Source organism: Gimesia algae, assembly GCF_007746795.1.
In the GTDB taxonomy this organism is placed as follows: Bacteria; Planctomycetota; Planctomycetia; order Planctomycetales; family Planctomycetaceae; genus Gimesia; species Gimesia algae.
Genome location: NZ_CP036343.1, coordinates 4,365,772 through 4,383,920, shown reverse-complemented (window position 1 = coordinate 4,383,920; position 18,149 = coordinate 4,365,772). Strand labels below are relative to the sequence as shown.

General features: G+C 49.3%; 13 protein-coding genes. 7 read left to right on the top strand and 6 right to left on the bottom strand.

The window, feature by feature from the left end:
- Positions 1–7: 7 nt before the first annotated feature.
- Genes Pan161_RS16230 through Pan161_RS16220 form a run of 3 tightly spaced genes read right to left on the bottom strand, consistent with a single transcriptional unit; the run spans position 8 to position 4,745 of the window.
- Positions 8–1,486: a Gfo/Idh/MocA family protein gene (locus Pan161_RS16230; protein WP_145228641.1), complete on the bottom strand. Its 1,479-nt coding sequence runs from the start codon at positions 1,484–1,486 to the stop codon at positions 8–10.
- 32 nt (positions 1,487–1,518) lie between these two features.
- Entirely contained in the window at positions 1,519–3,516 is a 1,998-nt protein-coding gene (locus Pan161_RS16225) for a sulfatase-like hydrolase/transferase (RefSeq protein WP_145228640.1), read from the bottom strand.
- 47 nt (positions 3,517–3,563) lie between these two features.
- Positions 3,564–4,745 (bottom strand): sialidase family protein, encoded by a 1,182-nt coding sequence (locus tag Pan161_RS16220; protein ID WP_197995343.1) that lies wholly within the window; start codon positions 4,743–4,745, stop codon positions 3,564–3,566.
- A gap of 376 nt (positions 4,746–5,121) precedes the next feature.
- Here Pan161_RS16220 and Pan161_RS16215 point away from each other — a divergent pair, with 376 nt between their 5' ends.
- From Pan161_RS16215 to Pan161_RS16205, 3 genes are all read left to right on the top strand, one after another.
- Entirely contained in the window at positions 5,122–5,400 is a 279-nt protein-coding gene (locus Pan161_RS16215) for a GlsB/YeaQ/YmgE family stress response membrane protein (RefSeq protein ID WP_145228639.1), read from the top strand.
- Between the two features lie 149 nt (positions 5,401–5,549).
- A complete protein-coding gene (locus Pan161_RS16210; protein WP_145228638.1) occupies positions 5,550–7,340 on the top strand; it encodes an ATP-binding cassette domain-containing protein in 1,791 nt (596 codons plus the stop codon).
- Positions 7,341–7,365: 25 nt separating this feature from the next.
- Complete coding sequence (locus tag Pan161_RS16205; RefSeq protein WP_145228637.1) at positions 7,366–7,707, top strand: translation initiation factor; 342 nt, start codon at positions 7,366–7,368, stop codon at positions 7,705–7,707.
- A gap of 93 nt (positions 7,708–7,800) precedes the next feature.
- Here Pan161_RS16205 and Pan161_RS16200 read toward each other — a convergent pair whose 3' ends face one another.
- The gene (locus tag Pan161_RS16200; RefSeq protein ID WP_145228636.1) at positions 7,801–9,303 is read right to left on the bottom strand and encodes a M81 family metallopeptidase; all 1,503 of its coding nucleotides are present in this window, start codon (positions 9,301–9,303) and stop codon (positions 7,801–7,803) included.
- Positions 9,304–9,494: 191 nt separating this feature from the next.
- On the opposite strand from Pan161_RS16200, the gene Pan161_RS16195 reads away from it, so the two are divergent.
- Positions 9,495–10,667: an FAD-dependent oxidoreductase gene (locus Pan161_RS16195; RefSeq protein ID WP_145228635.1), complete on the top strand. Its 1,173-nt coding sequence runs from the start codon at positions 9,495–9,497 to the stop codon at positions 10,665–10,667.
- A gap of 21 nt (positions 10,668–10,688) precedes the next feature.
- Here Pan161_RS16195 and Pan161_RS16190 read toward each other — a convergent pair whose 3' ends face one another.
- The gene (locus Pan161_RS16190) at positions 10,689–11,426 is read right to left on the bottom strand and encodes a CorA family divalent cation transporter (protein WP_145228634.1); all 738 of its coding nucleotides are present in this window, start codon (positions 11,424–11,426) and stop codon (positions 10,689–10,691) included.
- Positions 11,427–11,687: 261 nt separating this feature from the next.
- Here Pan161_RS16190 and Pan161_RS16185 point away from each other — a divergent pair, with 261 nt between their 5' ends.
- Together Pan161_RS16185 and Pan161_RS16180 are read left to right on the top strand one after the other, a co-directional pair.
- Positions 11,688–12,914 (top strand): efflux RND transporter periplasmic adaptor subunit, encoded by a 1,227-nt coding sequence (locus tag Pan161_RS16185; RefSeq protein WP_261342983.1) that lies wholly within the window; start codon positions 11,688–11,690, stop codon positions 12,912–12,914.
- A gap of 75 nt (positions 12,915–12,989) precedes the next feature.
- Positions 12,990–16,145, top strand: a complete 3,156-nt coding sequence (locus Pan161_RS16180; protein ID WP_145228632.1) for an efflux RND transporter permease subunit — start codon at positions 12,990–12,992, stop codon at positions 16,143–16,145.
- Positions 16,146–16,159: 14 nt separating this feature from the next.
- Here Pan161_RS16180 and rlmB read toward each other — a convergent pair whose 3' ends face one another.
- A complete protein-coding gene (gene rlmB, locus Pan161_RS16175) occupies positions 16,160–16,945 on the bottom strand; it encodes a 23S rRNA (guanosine(2251)-2'-O)-methyltransferase RlmB (protein ID WP_145228631.1) in 786 nt (261 codons plus the stop codon).
- 211 nt (positions 16,946–17,156) lie between these two features.
- Here rlmB and map point away from each other — a divergent pair, with 211 nt between their 5' ends.
- On the top strand, positions 17,157–17,948 hold the full coding sequence (map, locus tag Pan161_RS16170) for a type I methionyl aminopeptidase (protein ID WP_145228630.1): 792 nt from the start codon (positions 17,157–17,159) through the stop codon (positions 17,946–17,948).
- Positions 17,949–18,149: the final 201 nt, after the last annotated feature.

The following is an 18,149-nucleotide window of genomic DNA, read 5'->3' as shown; positions in this document are numbered from 1 at the left end:
TGCGATCTCAGGTATTTTCAGGCGGCTTGCCATCAATCCAGGGACCAGCCAGTTTCTGATATTTAGGGGGAATGAGAATACTCCCCCTGTCACCTGCGTGCCAGCCTGCAACGTGCCGGGGCTTACTATGTGCTTTCGACATGGTTTCCCAGTCGTCAGCCCAGCTGGAGTTACCATTGTTGATTTTGAGAGATTCACGTTCGACCTGGAATACTTTCCCTTCACGATAACTGCGAACTGCAAGATTAACGACCATAATCGCCGCTGCCCCCAATTCCGGCGAATTGTTAACCAGCGAGGGATTTTCGGCTTTCACAGCAGCCAGGAAGTTTTCGAAGTGCAGTTGTGTCTGGTCGGGAACGCGCTCGGAGACGACTTCCTCCCGCTTTAATGTGCTGTCGAGTGTCACCTGTGGACGTTCGGGGATAAATTCATAAGCCTGCCGCTGCCCGAACACATTTTTGTCAAAGACAACCGTCCCATGGTGACCACGAATCAGATGTCGGATGGGGACTTCGCTGGAGATCATCGTGCTGGAAACCAGCCCCTGGACACCTTCATGGAAATCGGCAATAATCGAAGCTACATCGGTGACTTCCCGGTCATCATACTCCAAGAAAATTCCCCCACCGCCAACCACGCGCCCAGGATACATCAACCCGGTGGCTTTCAGCATGGCTGTGACACGATGCACGAACAGGTCGGAATACATTCCGTAGCCGAAAGGCCAGTAGCAGCGCCATTGTCCATAAGTTGCGCGGTCGAATGGCAAATCAGGAGCAAGACCCTCTTCGACACCCAGCCAGCGTTTCCAGTCGACAGTCCGGGGAGTCATTTCTTTGGTGATGACATTATGACGGGACATGCCTCCCAGAGAATTTCGAAACGATTCTGCCTGAAACTGGACGATTTTTCCGAGTTTGCCCTCATCGACGAGCGCGCGCACTTCATTCCAGATCGGCATGCTGGTGGACTGCACACCAACCTGGACGACCAGTCCCGATTTTTTCCAGGCGTCAACGACCTCCATGGCTTCCGAGATATGATGCGTCATCGGTTTTTCACAATAGACGTGTTTGCCTGCTTTTAGAGCATCCAGAACCTGTTTTGCATGCCAGTGATCAGGAGTTGCGATGCAGACGGCGTCGATCTCTTTATCATTCAGTAAGTCACGGTAGTCTTCGAAGGTTTTAGGAGTTTGTCCCGTCTCTTTTTTGATATAGTCCACTGCCTGATCGCGGTGCACCGCATAGACATCATTGATGCCGGTAATATCGAGATTCGCCCCTTTTTCATTGCGAAGTTTCACCAGTGTTTTCACGTGAGAACCGAATCCCCGTCGCCCTGGACCAATAATTCCGATGCGGAGCCGTTCATTTGACTGGTATGCTTTCGCGGGCGCGAGGGACGTCAACTGGCTGGCGGCGACGCTCACTGCCGCTGACTGTTTGAGAAATGTACGACGACTTTCTGGTTTCTCAGTCATGATTTTCCCCTGAGAGAAATTAATTACGAGGCTTAAAATTCTTTGATGCGAATATTTTTATACTCTACATGACTGCCATGTCCCAGCAGTCCAATATGCCCACGTTGATTCTTGAGTCCCGGGTGCCGGGCGCGCACCTGCTCGTCTTTGATATCAGCCAGATTGGTTTGTAGTACAGGTATCTCATTCACGATCACCGTGATTTTTGATCCGCGGCAGATGATTTCTTCGTGATTCCATTCACCAACCGGTTTCAGAGCGCCGCGTTTTGCTGGAATCACATCGTAAACCGAGCCGTGATATTGGGCTGGTTTCAGTTTTTTGGGATAGCCTTTATTGTCGAGGACCTGGATTTCCATACCTTCATAAGCGGGCTTTTGGTCTACCAGCGGACAGCGAACTGCAATCCCGTTGTTGGCAGCTTTCGTCAGTTTGAAATCAAATTTCAGGCTGAAGTCTGCGTATTCTTTTTCGGTAAACAGAAAACCTCCCCCGTCAGCAGGGCAGACCAGTTTCCCCTCTTTGACGTGGTAGCCTTTGCGATTGGCACGCTTGAGCGTCCAACCTGTTAAATCGCGCCCATTGAACAGAGGCTTATATGCAGCTTCTTGTTCTTCAACTTCTGATGCACAGGAGATCGGCAGGGTGTACTGTTTGAGCCACAGGTCATCGGTTTGCTTTAAGTGCTCCAGCAATTTCTCCGAGAGTTCTTTTCTCAGAGCCTGGTATTCCGGCTGGCAGGCCAGATTGACAACTTCATCTGGATCCTGTTTGAGATCATACAGCTCAACTTCATCTCGGAACAGGAATTTATGCACACTGCGCTGGCCGAGAACTGGTTCTTGCAGCTTCAAGGTTTCATTCCAGGTTGCCCTTGAAAGAGTGTCGATGGGTAACGGATACTTTGAACGCCATTCCAGGTTCCAGATCAGTTTGTAATCGCGGGTCCGCAGCGTCCGCATGGGATAATACATGGTGACCTCATGAAACACATGACTCAGGCAGACCTCATCCCAGTCGGGGGTATGTTCTTTTCCGACAGTTGGCAGGATACTGCGTCCGTGCAGCTTGTATTTCGGTCCCTTTGTATCCGTCCAGTCCAGTACAGTGGGAGTGATATCCAGCAGCGAAACCATCGCATCGGAGACGACTCCCCGTTCTGCCTCGGGTAGTATTGGATCACGGATAATGAAGGGAATACGCACTCCGGGGTCATAGTGATTAGCCATTGCCCCCGGTTCAGAGGAGCCATGGTCGCTGGTGAAAATGACGAGTGTGTTGTCTGCCTGACCCGCTGCTTCCAGCGCTTTCAAGACACAACCGATGCCTTCATCGAGATAACTGATCTGCTGGTAATAGCCGGCTAATCCTTCGCGAACTTCGGGACGGTCTGGCAGATACGAGGGGACTGAAATCTTTTGCGGGTCATAGTTCGTAAGCGACATCCCGGATTCTTTGACCTTAACGCCCCATTCCGGTTGTGTGCGTGAAGTGGGGTGTGGATCGTGATATCCCATCACCAGAAAAAAGGGTTTCTCGCTCTTCTGATTCAAAAATTCCGTTGCCAGATCTGCCATCTCTTTGACACGGTAGCCGCTGACTTTGGGTTGGAAATCGATAGTGGTGTCTTCCGGGAAGAGATGGTATTTCCCGATCATCGCCGTGCGATACTGGTTTTTATCCAGCAAGGCAAAAACTGTTTCGACTTTCGGTTTCAGTCGAAAATTATGGTCTCCATGAGGATGCCCATATTGCCCGTTAGCATGCACATGCAGGCCCGTGTAGAAGACGCCGCGCGAGGGCCCGCAGGAAGCAGTGGTTGCGAATGCATTTTGATAACGGGTTCCTTCTCGAGCCAACTGATCGATGTGTGGAGTTTTGACGACGGAATTTCCATAGCAGCCACAATCGTTCCAGTTCTGATTGTCAGAAAATAGAATCAGTACATTACGCTGCTCTGCCGCATCGAGTGGTGCTGTTGTCAGAGACAGGCTGAAAACGAGAGAAAGAAAACATAGAAAATGCCGCATACTTCAGTTCCTCTGGTTAAATCAGCTGGCTTGAAAATCTGGTATTCTTATTTTTCTGTTCCCGTTGCCTGATTGACGAGAATACGCAGACGCGCTTGGCCAGAGACTGGCTTACCCGCCAGTACATCTTCTTCTGTAAAGGTCGCCATCAGGATTTTCTTATCTCGCGTCCGTGCAAAATCATAGATGATGTAAATCGTACCATCATCGCTTTGAACTCCATCCGGATAAGAGACACCTGGCCGTTCATCCAGAAGTAAGCCTCCCTGCCATGTTTTTCCATCATCTTTTGAGAGAAACGCAGTCAAATCACGGCGGGATTTTTTGTCTGCGGGGTTATGTCGGACCATTAGCAGATTCCCCGATTTCAGACGCCGAATGAAAAACCGGGCATTCACATGCGGTATGTCAGAAGCTTTTCCCTCCGACCAGGTCTTTCCCCCGTCAGTGGAACTGGATTCACCAATTCCATAGCGGGTTCTGACCAGTGTCCAGAGACTGTTGTCTTTGCGTTCCACAACCATGTGTTCGTCAAATGTTCGTTCGGGTACATCCGTTTGTCCGAGCAGCTGAAATGATTTTCCCTGGTCTTTTGAAATGAAAATATTTCCGCCACGTTCTTTGGGCAGATCAAAACGGTGTTCAATGGATTCTTTAGCGGGCTGTTTCCAGATCGCAACCGGCAACAACCAGTCTCCGTTTGAAAGAACGGTAGGCTTATTCATCATGATGCCGTTACACAGGCGGCGGGGTTCTGTCCATTTCGGGTTTTCCTGATCGGAATCATCAGAAGTAATCGCCCAGACACCACTGCGGCCATCCCACCAGCGATAGGATTGAGCCCAGAAGACCCACATGCGACCACTGGGATCATGCCAGATTGCCGGGTCATACGCACGGACGGGACCGGGAGGATCAATCACCAGTTTGGGACCCGACCATGTTTTACCATCATCACCACTGGTGACGAGAACCACATAGTTCAGTTCACCTTCACCCGTTCCACCGGCATACCAGAGTGCCCACAGGCGTCCGTTGGCAGCGCGTGACAGACCGGGGATCCCCTGGAACATGCGTGTGTCATCTGCATATTCTTTGCCAGGATTTGTATTGATGGGAGGGGGAACGAGTGCCGGATCATTCTGGTCCGATTTTTCCCCAGCCTGGTTGAATGAAGTGAAGAGCAGAAGTGTGAGCAGAAAAGAAACAGGTCGAAGCAATGAGCACACGGTGGGGCCTCTCTGTTGCAGGTATAATCAGGAATATTAGGTTTGCTGGTCTCTATTGTCTGATATCATGCTAACAAAATGCCATACCGGGAGCGAGTATTTCAGATCAACAAACAGAAATATGAAATGATTTGCCTGTTCCGAAAGAGGACCGGCTTCGATGCCTTAAACTGTGTCTGGACAGACAGTCATTTCTGACCTAGACTGTGTCCAGTTTTACTGTAGCGTCTTCAAGGCCATTTGGACCGAGTATAATAGATCGAGAGACGCTTTCGTTAAATGTGATGCGATCTAGAGTATTGGCAGCTGAAAAGCTATTTTCCCATGAATCTGATCTCATAACTATATAATCAATCAGAAGCAGTTGAGGAACTCAATGGACCTGACCGAATTTATCATTTTACTGGTCGTGGCTGGGCTCTGTGGCAGTATTGCCAGAGGATTGGCGGGTAGTACGCGCGGCGGCTGTCTGGTTTCCATCGCGTTGGGATTTATCGGTGCGCTTCTAGGCAGTAAATTAGCCATGCTGCTGGGGCTGCCAGAAATCTTCTCTTTAAATCTGGGGGGCAGAAATTATCCCATCGTCTGGTCGATCATTGGTGCAGCGCTGTTTTGTGCGGTTCTGGGACTGCTCTCAGGCAGACGCCGCCTGTAATACTGTTTGATCCTGATCTTCGCACGAGAGACTCCTGTCGCAGGTATTGCAGAAATCAACTGAGTTGAACATACTATGCCGGTGTCTCCAGGATACCCGACTTTCAGAGTCGGGTTTTTTTATAGCAGTGTGATCGGAAGTATCGCGGTATGTCTCTGTTGAGTATTAATCAAGTCTCCTTTACGTGGAGTGGACCTCCGCTGCTGGATGAAATCAGCCTGGAAATTTATGCGGGCGAACGCATTGGTCTGCTGGGGCGAAATGGTGCGGGGAAATCGACGCTCATGAAGATGATCGCCGGTGAGTTAGACCCCGATGATGGACAAATCAAACGGGATAAAGATGTGCGGATTGCCCGGTTGATCCAGGAAGTGCCAGGAGGCGACACAGGAAGAATTCACGATTATGTGGCCGAGGCAGCTGCGCCGTTCTTTGAACATGACTGGGAGACCGAACACGCTGTCGAGCGGATTCTCTCCCGAATGGACCTTAACGGCGATGATAATTTCGAATCGTTGTCTTCAGGTATGAAGCGACGCGTGCTCCTGGCAGCTTCGATTGTGCAATCCCCCGATATTCTTCTGTTGGATGAACCGACTAACCACCTGGATATTCCGGCGATCAAGTGGCTGGAACAGTTTCTACAGTCGTACGAAGGAACCCTGCTGTTCGTGACCCACGACCGGGTGTTTTTGCAGGCACTGGCAACGCGTATCATCGAAATTGATCGCGGGAAGATCTATGACTGGACCTGCGATTATGACACGTTCCTCAAACGCAAAGAAGCTTTTCTGGAAGCCGAGGAAAAACAGAATGCGCTGTTTGACAAAAAGCTGGCAGAGGAAGAAGTCTGGATCCGGCAGGGGATTAAAGCACGTCGCACGCGCAATGAAGGTCGCGTACGAGCATTGAAAAAAATGCGTGAAGAACGCAGCGAGCGAAGAAATCGGGTGGGCAATGTCAATATGCAGGTTGCGACTGCAGATCGCTCTGGCCAGCTGGTGATCGAGGCGAAGGATGTCACATTCTCGTATGACGATGAACCGGTGATTCAAAACCTGACAACCCTGATCTCACGTGGAGACAAGATTGGAATTATCGGTCGCAATGGAGCCGGCAAAACGACACTGTTGAAGCTGTTGCTTGGGGAACTGAAGCCGGATTCGGGGACCATTCGCCAGGGGACCAATCTGGAAATTCTCTACTTTGATCAGTTACGCGAACAGATTGAAGAAGAAAAAACAGTGATTGAAAATGTCGGCGAAGGGCAGCAGACACTCACGATTAATGGCCAGCCTAGAAATATTTATGGATATCTGCAGGACTTTCTGTTTACACCGGAACGGGCACGTCGACCGGCCCGCTATCTTTCGGGGGGAGAACGAAATCGCCTGTTGCTGGCGAAGCTGTTTACCAGGCCGACCAATCTGATGGTGCTGGACGAACCGACCAACGATCTGGATGCAGAGACTCTCGAACTCCTGGAAGAGCTGATTAGTAATCACCCCGGAACGCTTTTGCTGGTGAGCCATGATCGTGCCTTTCTCAATAATGTGGTGACGGCGACGCTGGTATTTGAAGAAGGAGGGCAGGTCAAGGAATACGCGGGCGGCTACGATGATTATATCTATCAGTCAGAAGCCAGTCAGGAATCGGATGATCAGAAAAATGCTGTAGAGACCAAACCGGAACCAAAAGTTGAAAAGTCGAAAGCAGCCAAACTGAGTTTTAAAGAAGAACGGGAACTGGAGCAGATGCCGCAGCGGATTGAAAAACTGGAACAGGAACAGGTCGCGTTGCAGAGCACGATGGGTTCTCCCGATTTTTTCAAACAGTCGACTGAAGTGATCGCTGAGGCGACGACACGCGTGGCAGCGATTCAGCAGGAACTGGAATCTTTACTCGAACGCTGGGAAGAACTGGAATCGCGGGTTTCTTAATCGAATTCCGTTTGAAAGGGTATTCATGCGCTTATTTGAAGGGACTCCGTTTGACCGACCTCTCCGTTGTGAGAAATGTGAGCAACTGGAAGAAGAGTGTATCTGCCCTCCCGAACCAGCGTTTCGCATTCCTCCCGAACAGCAGACTGCAAAGCTGTCTGTGGAAAAACGTAAAAAGGGCAAACGCGTTACCGTAGTTCGAGGTTTGCCTATTGAGGGAAATGACCTGCCTGAACTGCTGAAACAACTGAAAGACCGGTGTGGTGCCGGCGGCGCCCTGAAAGAGGATGAACTCGAAATTCAAGGCGACCAGTTGGACCGTGTACGGGAAGCACTGCAGCAAATGGGATTTAAGGTCAAAGGCTGAGTCTAGAGTGTATCACATTTCACCATAGCGTCTCTCAATCTGGTATGCCCGGTCCAAATGGACCGGGAGACGCTACAGTAAAATGGACACAGTCTAAACTTCTGGTGCGCTCTCGTAGGGGATTTCTACCGGATAAAAGTCCCTGTTTCTCCGCTGGTGGTTGAGTTTCGCGAAATCGTGTGTGTGGATGGCTTTCGCTTCCACGTTGAAAATGGAACCGGCAAACGGTTCAAAGCTGGCCCGGAAATGCGCTGACGATTTCACGGAAATATACTTCATCGATTCACAATCGATTCCCAGTGTTTTCGAGAAAGCAGGCCCAAAGGGTTGCTCACGAGCTGTCACAACCACCACGGAAACGCCGTCCTGTTGAATCCAGGCCGAAGGTCCCATGTTTCCGGTCAAGCCTGCATACATGGGGCCATCGTATTTGAATTTTCCTTCTGAAAGCGCTTTGACTTCTGCTTTCATTTTTACCGGAGGCCCCTGGATCGGGTCTGATTTACCACCGACTTCAGTTTCAATCTCACCTCCCACTCCTGCTTTTTGGGCCAGTGCGACTACGTCGGGATCGACAATATTCAGGATTAACGCTTGATCAAGTTTTTGATCCAGGAAAGTCTGCAGAATTTCAGTAGAGTCGCCGGCTGTGCCACCACCTGTATTGTCTGCATGATCGGCGAGGATGATCGGATATTTGCCGATCTCCTCTCCCTGTTTGATGGCCTCTTTGACTGTGAACGGCAGTTTGTACCAGCGACGACGGCGTTCCCAGATCCAGTTGCCAAATTCTTCTGCAGTTTTGTCAGCGAGTTCCTGATCATTGTCTGCGACGATAATCAGGGAAGGTCCCACATCGGGGACATCAGCCCATGGAAAACCTGTCGAGACCGTTACACCTAAGATGCCGGAACGCGTTTCGATTTCGTGTGCATAGTCCATGACTTCTTTCATGGGCATGTGTGCTGTTACCTGGCATGCGGTACTCCAGAACAAAGGGATCTGGCGAAGCGTCATGACCGGTTTCACTTCACCATTGATAATTTTTACGATGAGGTCGGCTGCTTCCTGTCCGCGTTCATTCATGTCGATGTGCGGGTATGTGTCGTAACCTAAAATTGCTGTTGCCTGCTCGACGCGGAGTTGGGAATGATTGCCGTGCATATCGGGTGTGACCAGGATCGGTCGTTCCGGGCCGATGTATTCCCTGACTTGAGAGATGAAGTGTCCGTCGCCATCCTCGATCCCATCTATGACCATTGCACCATGCAGATCGAGCAGCACACCATCCACAGGACCGTTTTCGTCTTCCTCTGCTTTCAGGCGCTCCAGAAATTCTGTAAGTAGATCATCATACGTTTTTCGCTCGATTAATCCGCTGGGAAATGCGAAGGTCCACAGCAGTGGGATTAATTCAAATCCATGTTTTTCGGCACCATCAATGAATCCGCCGATACAGACATTTGCTCCCGGGAAAGTTTCCATGATTTCTTTACCACGAAATAATCCCCGGTCATTGATGAAATCATCAAGTGTGGTGGGAAGGGAAGAGTAAGTACTGGTTTCATGCAGCACACCGCCGGTGGCAATTCTCATGGTTGCAACTCCTGGGATTTCAGATCATGGATGAGCACAGCTTCAGTTAAGATAAATTATCGGCAGTAGAATAGAAAGCGAAACCTGCCTGTTTAAATTCGGCTTCTCAGAAAGACTATGATTCGCTAATAAGAGCATTGTGTAATGGCAGTTTATGACGTGAGCAGGCGGTTCCTTGTAGAGAGTCAATAATGAAAATAGCGATTACTGGATGCGGTATTGCAGGAACAACTGCTGGATTTCTTCTCGCGCAACAGGGACACGCTGTCACGATTTATGAGCAGGCTGAAAAATGCAGACCCGTGGGGGCAGGGATTCTGATTCAGCCCATTGGTCAGACGGTACTAAAGCAGCTGAAAATATATGATCTGATTGAACAGCAGTCTGCCCGCCTGGATTATATTGAGGCAGTCAAACATACAGGCGGGCGACTGGTTTTCCTGGAGTATCAACGCCTGCGAACTCAGCTTTTCGGTCTGGGAGTCCATCGCGGATTGCTGTTCAGCATGCTGCTGGATCTGAGCAGAAAGGCTGGTGCTCAGATAAGAGAGAACTCGCGAATCTCCGGTTACAGGCAGACAGTTGATGGGGTGGTCCTGGAAATGGATGAAGAAGAACAAAGTGAACCCTTTGACTGCATTGTGGCGACAGATGGTGCCCGCTCGATATTGCGTAATGCCTCAGGCATTCGTCATCGGTGTGTGGATTACAAGTATGGTGCACTCTGGAAAACAGGTTCCTGTATCACAGTGACGGACCGGTTGTTACAACTGGTGGAAGGGACAAAAAAACTGGTAGGTCTGCTTCCGATAGGGAAGAACCAGTGCAGTTTCTTTTGGGGGTTAACGGCTGATCAGTTCACACAGTACAAACGCCAGGGAATAGAGGTCTGGAAAAAGGATGTCAGACAACTCTGTCCTCAGGCTGAAGAAATACTGGCACAGATTGAGCGCTTTGAAGAATTGACTTTTACCACGTATCGCGATGTTTCCATGGAATCCTGTTGGGCCGATCGGATTGTCTTTCTCGGAGATGCAGCCCATCCCACCAGTCCGCACCTGGGTCAGGGAGCGAATCTGGCTCTGGAAGATGTCTGGGAGTTTACAGAATGCCTGAAGAACACGACTGATTTTACGATCGCGTGTCGTCAGTTCGAACTTCTACGAAGGAGTAAGATTCTATACTATCAGAAAGTCACTCGCTGGTTGACCCCGTTTTTTCAATCGGATGGCTGGCTGAAGGGCTGGGGACGGGATCTGTTTCTGCCTCTAATGTGTCAGACACCCATTCTGAGAGAGCAGATGCTGAAAACATTATGTGGCTTCAAAAGCGGCTGGACCAGCAGCAGGATTGAAATGCATTAGACCAGATACCAGTCGAACGTATCAACGTGGACCGCGTTTGAGAAAAATATGAATGACGAATCCCAAGGCCAGGCCGGTGGCGACCATAATCCAGAATGGGTAGGGAATCATGTGTTTTTCATATCCATGCTGGAAATTCGATCCAAAAATTGCACTCAGTGTGGCAATAGGGAAGAAATACGCAATCAACAGATTCAGGCGATGGGATGACATTTCGATGCGGGCAGAAACTTTGGCCTGTTCTTCTGCCTGTTTGGCGACTACATAGTCCAGCGCATTTTTCGCATCTTCGATCAGCAGTTCCGCAGTACGTTCCAGACGGTATGAACTGTCACGATAATCAATGAACAGTTTGTCTTTTGGGATGGCCTCCCGCGCAATCTGCAGAGACTGAGTCATATGGCACAACGCACGATAGACCGGTCCCAGATGATTCAACACTTCCAGGTATTCCAGAGAATTGACTGCCTCATCTACCTTATCGTCAAAGTCTTCCAGCAACTGCTGATATTCCTCCAGATGCTGGTTGAGTGCATCTGGGCCACCTTTGAATTCGGATGCATGCCAGGTACCTTCCGGTTCGCGCCAGAAAAATCGTCCTTTCCGATTCATGTCGTCCGGATGGGGAGGGGCATGTAAAATGATGAGTGCATGCCCTTCTGCAATCATGGTACGTTGGCGACCAACCTGTTTGCCCATGCGGTCTCTGAATTCTCCTGGTACATTCCAGGTGGAAGGCAATAGTGAAGATTCATGCATCTTTATGATCCAGTCTCTTTTTCAGGGAAATGACAATTGCAATTCAGGTGTTTTTATTAGTAGTATGCCTGTTAATCCAATCCTTGTGAATTGGTAGCTGCTAAGATTCGTCGATTCTTCAAGACATGCAGGTCTTGTTCGAGATTTAAAGGGAGAACTGTGAACCTATTGCCCACTCGCTTGTTTGATCTGAGAATTCCCTGTTGTTTGTTTCCCATAATTCTTTTGTTTGGATGTAATTCTACACCTCCACCTCCCCAGATGAAGCCCCCGGCAGTAACGGTGGCGGAACCTGTGCAGAAGACTGTAATTTTTAATCAGGACTTCACGGGAACGCTGGCGTCCATCGCATCAGTTGATATTCGGGCTCGCGCCGATGGGATTCTGGAAAAAGTCCTGTTCACTCCTTCCGAGGAAGTGAAGGAAGGTCAGTTACTGTTTGAAATTCAACGCAATCAATATCAGGCAACACTGGATAAAGCCCAGGCAGCGCTGGAAGCAGCCAATGCTCAATTAATCGACGCGACGGCAACTCTGGAACGTAATTTGATATTGTTAAAAAAACAGGCTGTTACTCCCCAGGATGTCGATGATGCGAGAGCGGACAAGGAACGGGCGCAGGCGGCAGTGGATGGTGCCAAAGCAGATATCGAACAGGCAAAAATCAACCTGGGATATACCAGCATCAGCGCACCGATCAGTGGTTCCGTCAGTCGCAACCTGGTCGATGCCGGTAACCTGGTAGGATCCGGAGAGAATACACTACTCACTACGATCGTAACCATGGATCCGATTTATGTGTATTTCGATGTGAGCGAACGAATTCTGCTGAATGCTTTAAAAAACGGCAGAGACCCCGGCGGGCCGAATCCCATTAAGGTTTACGTTGGTTTGTCCAATGAAGAAGGTTACCCGCATGAAGGAATCGTTGATTTCTGGGACAACAAGGTCGATCCCGGAACAGGGACGATTCAATTACGGGCAAAGATCCCGAATCCTGAGGTCCCAGGACCTGTTGCACAGGATTCTAATCAAAAGAAACCTGCCGGGCAGCAGAATAAGGCGACTGTCCCAGGGAGTGATACAGAAAAGAGCAAAGACGAAAATCTTCGCAGATTACTTTATCCCGGTGTCTACGTTCGTGTGCGTGTTCCTGGAAATCCCATCCCGGGAGCAGTTCTGGTACATGACGTAGCCATCGGTACCGATCTGGCAGGTAAATATCTGCTGGTTGTTGGTGAGAAAAACATGGTCGAGAAACGGCCCGTTGAAATAGGCCAGGTGGAAGACAACATGCGGGTGATTCTGAAAGGAATCAAGCCGGGTGAAAAATATATATATGAAGGGCTGCAACGCGCACGCCCTGGTCGTCCCGTTACGATTTCCAACAAAACTACGGCTTCGAAATCAGTGAAACAAAGCCCCGCAGCCCCGACCGATGGGAAAGCCGTCAAAACACAGCCTGACTCGAAACCCGGCTCAAACTAAAGAATTCGCGGTTCGTGACACTTCTTTAACTCTGGGTTGTGATTCTGATCTCTAAAAATAACGAAACGGACGACGATGTTTTCCCGGTTTTTTATCTACCATCCGATTTTTGCCAGTGTGGTTTCGATTGTTATCGCGATCGTCGGAGCCCTCGCATTGCCTCTTCTGCCGGTGGAATTATTTCCAGACATTACTCCCCCAACTGTCGCAGTGACGGCCACCTATCGTGGTGCTGATGCGGAAGTGGTCTCTGATACTGTTGCCACACCCATTGAAGAGCAGGTCAATGGGGTGGAAAACATGTTGTACATGTCATCCAGCAGTACCAGCGACGGGAATATGACCTTAACGGTGACGTTCGATGTGGGAACGGATCTGGATATGGCCAACGTCCTGGTTCAGAACCGGGTAGCGATTGCCAATCCTTCTCTCCCTGAAGATGTCAAACGTGAGGGAGTCACCACTCAGAAAAAATCGACGAATATGACACTGGTGGTTGCACTGAATTCGCCAGATGAGACCTTCGATGGACTCTATTTGAGCAACTACGCTACCATTAATATTAATGATGAATTATCACGTATCAGCGGCGTCAGTGACGTGAACGTCGTGAATGCACTCGATTTCGGGATGCGAATCTGGATGGATCCGAACCAGATGGATACGCGGAATATCACAACAACCGACGTGGTCGACGCTTTGCGCCAACAGAACGTTCAGGTGGCCGCTGGCCAAATCGGGCAGGAGCCCAGTCCCAAAGATCAGGACTTTCAGCTGACTGTGACGACATTAGGGCGATTGTCCAGCGCAGATGAATTTGAAGATATCATTGTCAAGACTGGCCAGGAAGGACAGATCACGCGCATCAAAGATATCGGTCGTGTGGAACTCGGTGCCCAGAGTTATTCCGGATATTCTCAGTTGGATAGTAAACCTGCAGCTCTGATTGCTATTTACCAGTTACCCGGTGCCAATGCGCTGGATGTCGCGGAGCAGTCCAGGAAAGTACTCGAACGCCTTTCCAAAGATTTTCCCAAAGGACTGGAATATTCGGTTCCCTACGACTCGACTGAATTTGTGACAGCGTCGATTGATGAAGTGGTAAAAACACTCGTTGTAGCGCTGGTGCTGGTGTTTATCGTGATCTTTGTCTTTCTGCAGGACTTCAGAGCCACATTGATTCCCGCAGTTACGATTCCAGTGTCATTACTGGGGACAATGGCGGTGATGCTGGCGATGGGATATACGATTAATACACTTTCGCTGTTTGGTATCGTGCTGGTGATCGGTATCGTGGTGGATGATGCGATCGTGGTTGTCGAAAACGTGACGCGTATTCTGGATACCGAAAAATGTTCACCTAAAAAAGCCACAGAAATCGCGATGATGGAAATTACCGGGCCGGTGATCGCGACGACACTGGTGCTGCTGGCGGTGTTCGTGCCGACCATGGTGCTGCCGGGAATTACCGGTCGCCTGTATCGGCAGTTCGCTCTAACGATTTCGATTGCCACCCTGTTTTCCTCGGTCTGTGCATTAACCTTGAGCCCGGCAATGTGTGGATTCATGTTACGAGAGACTCAAGAACGTCGAGGTCTTTTCTTCCGCGGATTTAACTGGTGCTTTGATCGTTCACAGAATTTTTACATGAGATTTGTCAGATCCTTCGTACGGCACGCATTTATCATGATCATTCCATTGGTAGCAATCTTTGCTGCTACCGGAGTGGGATTTGTATCTGTGCCGGGGGGATTCCTGCCTAATGAAGACCAGGGATATATTTTCATCAACACCCAGTTGCCGGATGGGGCTTCTCTGAATCGAACTCGCGAAGTGCAAAATCGAATCAATAAGATTTCCGCTGATCTGCCATCGGCGACTCATGTGATCACGATGGGTGGGTTTTCGATCCTGAATAATTCGAATGCATCCAATTACTCAACGACAATCATTGCACTGGAGGACTGGAGTAAACGTCAGGCTCCCGATCTTTCCGTGTTTGCTCTGGTGAAAAGGTTGCATGTAGAACTGGCCCAGATACAGGAATCCATTTCCTTCCCGTTTATTCCGCCTGCTATCCAGGGTCTGGGGAATGCCGGAGGGTTTCAGATTCAGATTCAGGATAAGAATTCCGCTGGAATGGATGTTCTGCAGATGACAGTCACCGATTTAATGGATCGTGGCAACGCGGATCCGGTTGTGACAGGTCTGAATACCAATTTCAGTGCCACAGTGCCACAGATTTACCTGGATATAGATCGAGAAAAAGCCATCAAAATGGGTGTGCCGCTCGACGCTGTCTTTGATACGCTGCAGGCCGATCTGGGTTCTACTTATGTAAACGATTTCAACATCTTCAATCGTGTCTTCAAGGTGATGGTTCAGGCCGATGAAGATTACCGCAGTAAAGTCTCAGACATTGGTCAGTTGAAAGTCAGAGATAAAAGAGGCACGATGGTGCCCTTGAATACACTGGTCAAAGTAAATGATTCTGCAGGGCCACAGGAGGTCGACCACTACAATCTGTATCCGACTGCCTCTATCACCGGTAACCCTGCGTCTGGATACAGTTCTGGTCAGGCCATCACCCGGATGGAGCAATTATGTGATGAAATTCTACCCGAGGGATTTGGATATGAATGGACGGGTATTGCCTATCAGCAGATAGAAGCCGGTAACATGGCACCGTTCATCTTCGCGATGGCGATCGTATTTGTGTATCTGTTTTTATGTGCTCAGTATGAAAGCTGGACCATCCCGCTTTCGGTAATTCTGTCTGTTCCACTTGGAATTTTTGGCGCTATCTTTGCCACCATGTTGCGCGGTCTGGATAATAATATCTACACCCAGGTGGGTTTTGTCTTACTGATTGCGCTGGCGAGTAAAAATGCCATTCTGATTGTGGAATTTGCCAAGCTACAGCGCGAGTCAGGGAAATCCATTGCTGATGCAGCGATTGAAGCCTGCCACCTGCGCTTCCGTCCGATTCTGATGACCGCTTTCAGTGCGATTTTGGGAGCGATTCCACTGGCGATTGCTTCGGGCGCCGGTGCCGCCAGTCGACAGGCATTGGGAACCGCAGTGGTGGCAGGTCTGACTGCAGCCACATTGTTTGGAGTGTTTATGGTTCCCGTCATGTATGTGATCATTCAGAAAATGAGCGAATGGTTCATGGGGCCGCAAACCACTCCTGCCGAAGAAGGAACTGCGGAAGTACCGCCAGCGGGTTAAGCTTCAGAGTGTATTTAACTGAAATGTCGTTGACGACTTGCTTCGTACAGTAAAATACTGGCAGAAATAGCGACGTTCAGGGATTCGGTCCGTCCCTGTTGAGGGATGCGAACCAGGTTGGTACATTCCGCAAGTAGATCCTGGCTGATTCCAGTTCCTTCATTACCTACGATCATTGCCGTCGATTGCTGGAAATTATAGTCTGTCAGTTTCTCTGCCGCCTGCATGGCGGTGCCCACAACTTTGATCCCGTTCTTTTTCCAGTCACGACAGAGCGAAATCAGATCGGCTGTCTGTACGAGCGGGATATGATTCACGGCACCCGCTGATGTGCGACAGACCAGGCTGGTGACCTCACATTGTTCATGGGATCCTACGAAAATGCCGTCTGCGCCCATGATCTCCGCAGACCGGATGATTGCTCCAAAATTAAACGGATCCTGAATCCGATCCAGGATCAGAAAGAGGGGGGAAGTGATTTCCTGTTGATTGAATAATTCAATCGATGTATAAGGAAACGGCGCCATTTTAGCGATCATTCCCTGGTGATCACTGGCACGGCATTTTTGAGTGAGTTCTTTATCAGTTGAAATGAAAACAGGAACGATTGATCGTGCAGCCTGTTGTTCCAACTGCTCGATATCTTCTGTTGTTAAACGATCAGACAAGTGTAATTCATACATCTGCCAGAAACCGGTCATTAAGGTTTCCCTGACGGCGTTTCTACCCCAGATCCAGCACTTCTGATGGTTTCCCAGCAGTGGCTTGTTTTTCTTTAACTTAGTAGGCTTTCCAACCATAGGAATTCTTTTTCAATTTGTTTATTCTATGAATCACCGTGAACCTGATCATAACAGCGCGCACTACCGATAGAGTCAATTTAGTATTCAATCGAGGTTATTAAAATGACGGTGGACCTTACATTTCAAATGAATGTATGAAAAACTCTCGCTGAACTCGGCTTATATTATCGACAGTTTCTTACTGACATCTGACATAGAGGCGGTTATTTTGTCCGGAAATCAAATCATCTATAAATCATACGAATGGGAACGATTAAGAATCGCATCCCGGTTTAACGCCAGCCTGATGGATCATCTGCGTTCATACGTCAAACCTGGTATTACCACAGATGAGATCAATACGATCGTCCATGAGTACACTGTATCTCATGGACACACACCGGCTACATTGGGATATATGGGCTTCCCGAAGAGTTGCTGTATCAGCATTAATGAAGTAGTCTGTCACGGAATTCCCGATGATACTGTTCTTAAAGAAGGTGATATTGTCAATGTTGACATTACCAGCATCGTCGATGGCTGGTACGGCGATCAATCTGAAACCTTTCTGGTAGGGAAAGTTTCTGAAGAAGCCCGCAAACTGGTGCAGGTTACTTTTGATTCTCTGTTTCTTGCCATTAATACGCTTCATCCTGAATCCAGCGTGATCGAAATTGGTGAAGTCATCTACAATTATGCAACGGAATTGGGGTTTGGAGTCGTCCGTCAATACCAGGGGCATGGCATCGGACGTGAGTTCCATACTGATCCGGGAATACCCCATTATCCTGTCTCGGGATCCGAACGCGATTTGTTACTGCCGGGGATGTGTTTTACCATCGAGCCGATGTTAAATGCCGGCAACTGGAAAACAGTCGAAGATCGCAATGATGGCTGGACTGTTCGCACGAAAGACGGCAAGCTTTCCGCCCAGTTCGAGCATACGATTCTGATGACCGAAGAGGGGCCGGAAATTTTGACGCTGACACAGAACGGTCCCCAACCGGGGCATCAGTTTTAAGCGATACTTCGCTCAACAGCTTCTGACTCTTCCGGACAGCACGCTGGTCGGATCGCGTTACGCTTCATAAATAAATTCCTGAACTGCATAAAGACAGACAGCTCGCACTTGCATACTGGCAAAGCGAACGGGTATCGTAGATGTAACAGATTACTTCTGTGGCACTTATGATTCCTCTGACCGCTCACTCTCCCACCCGAA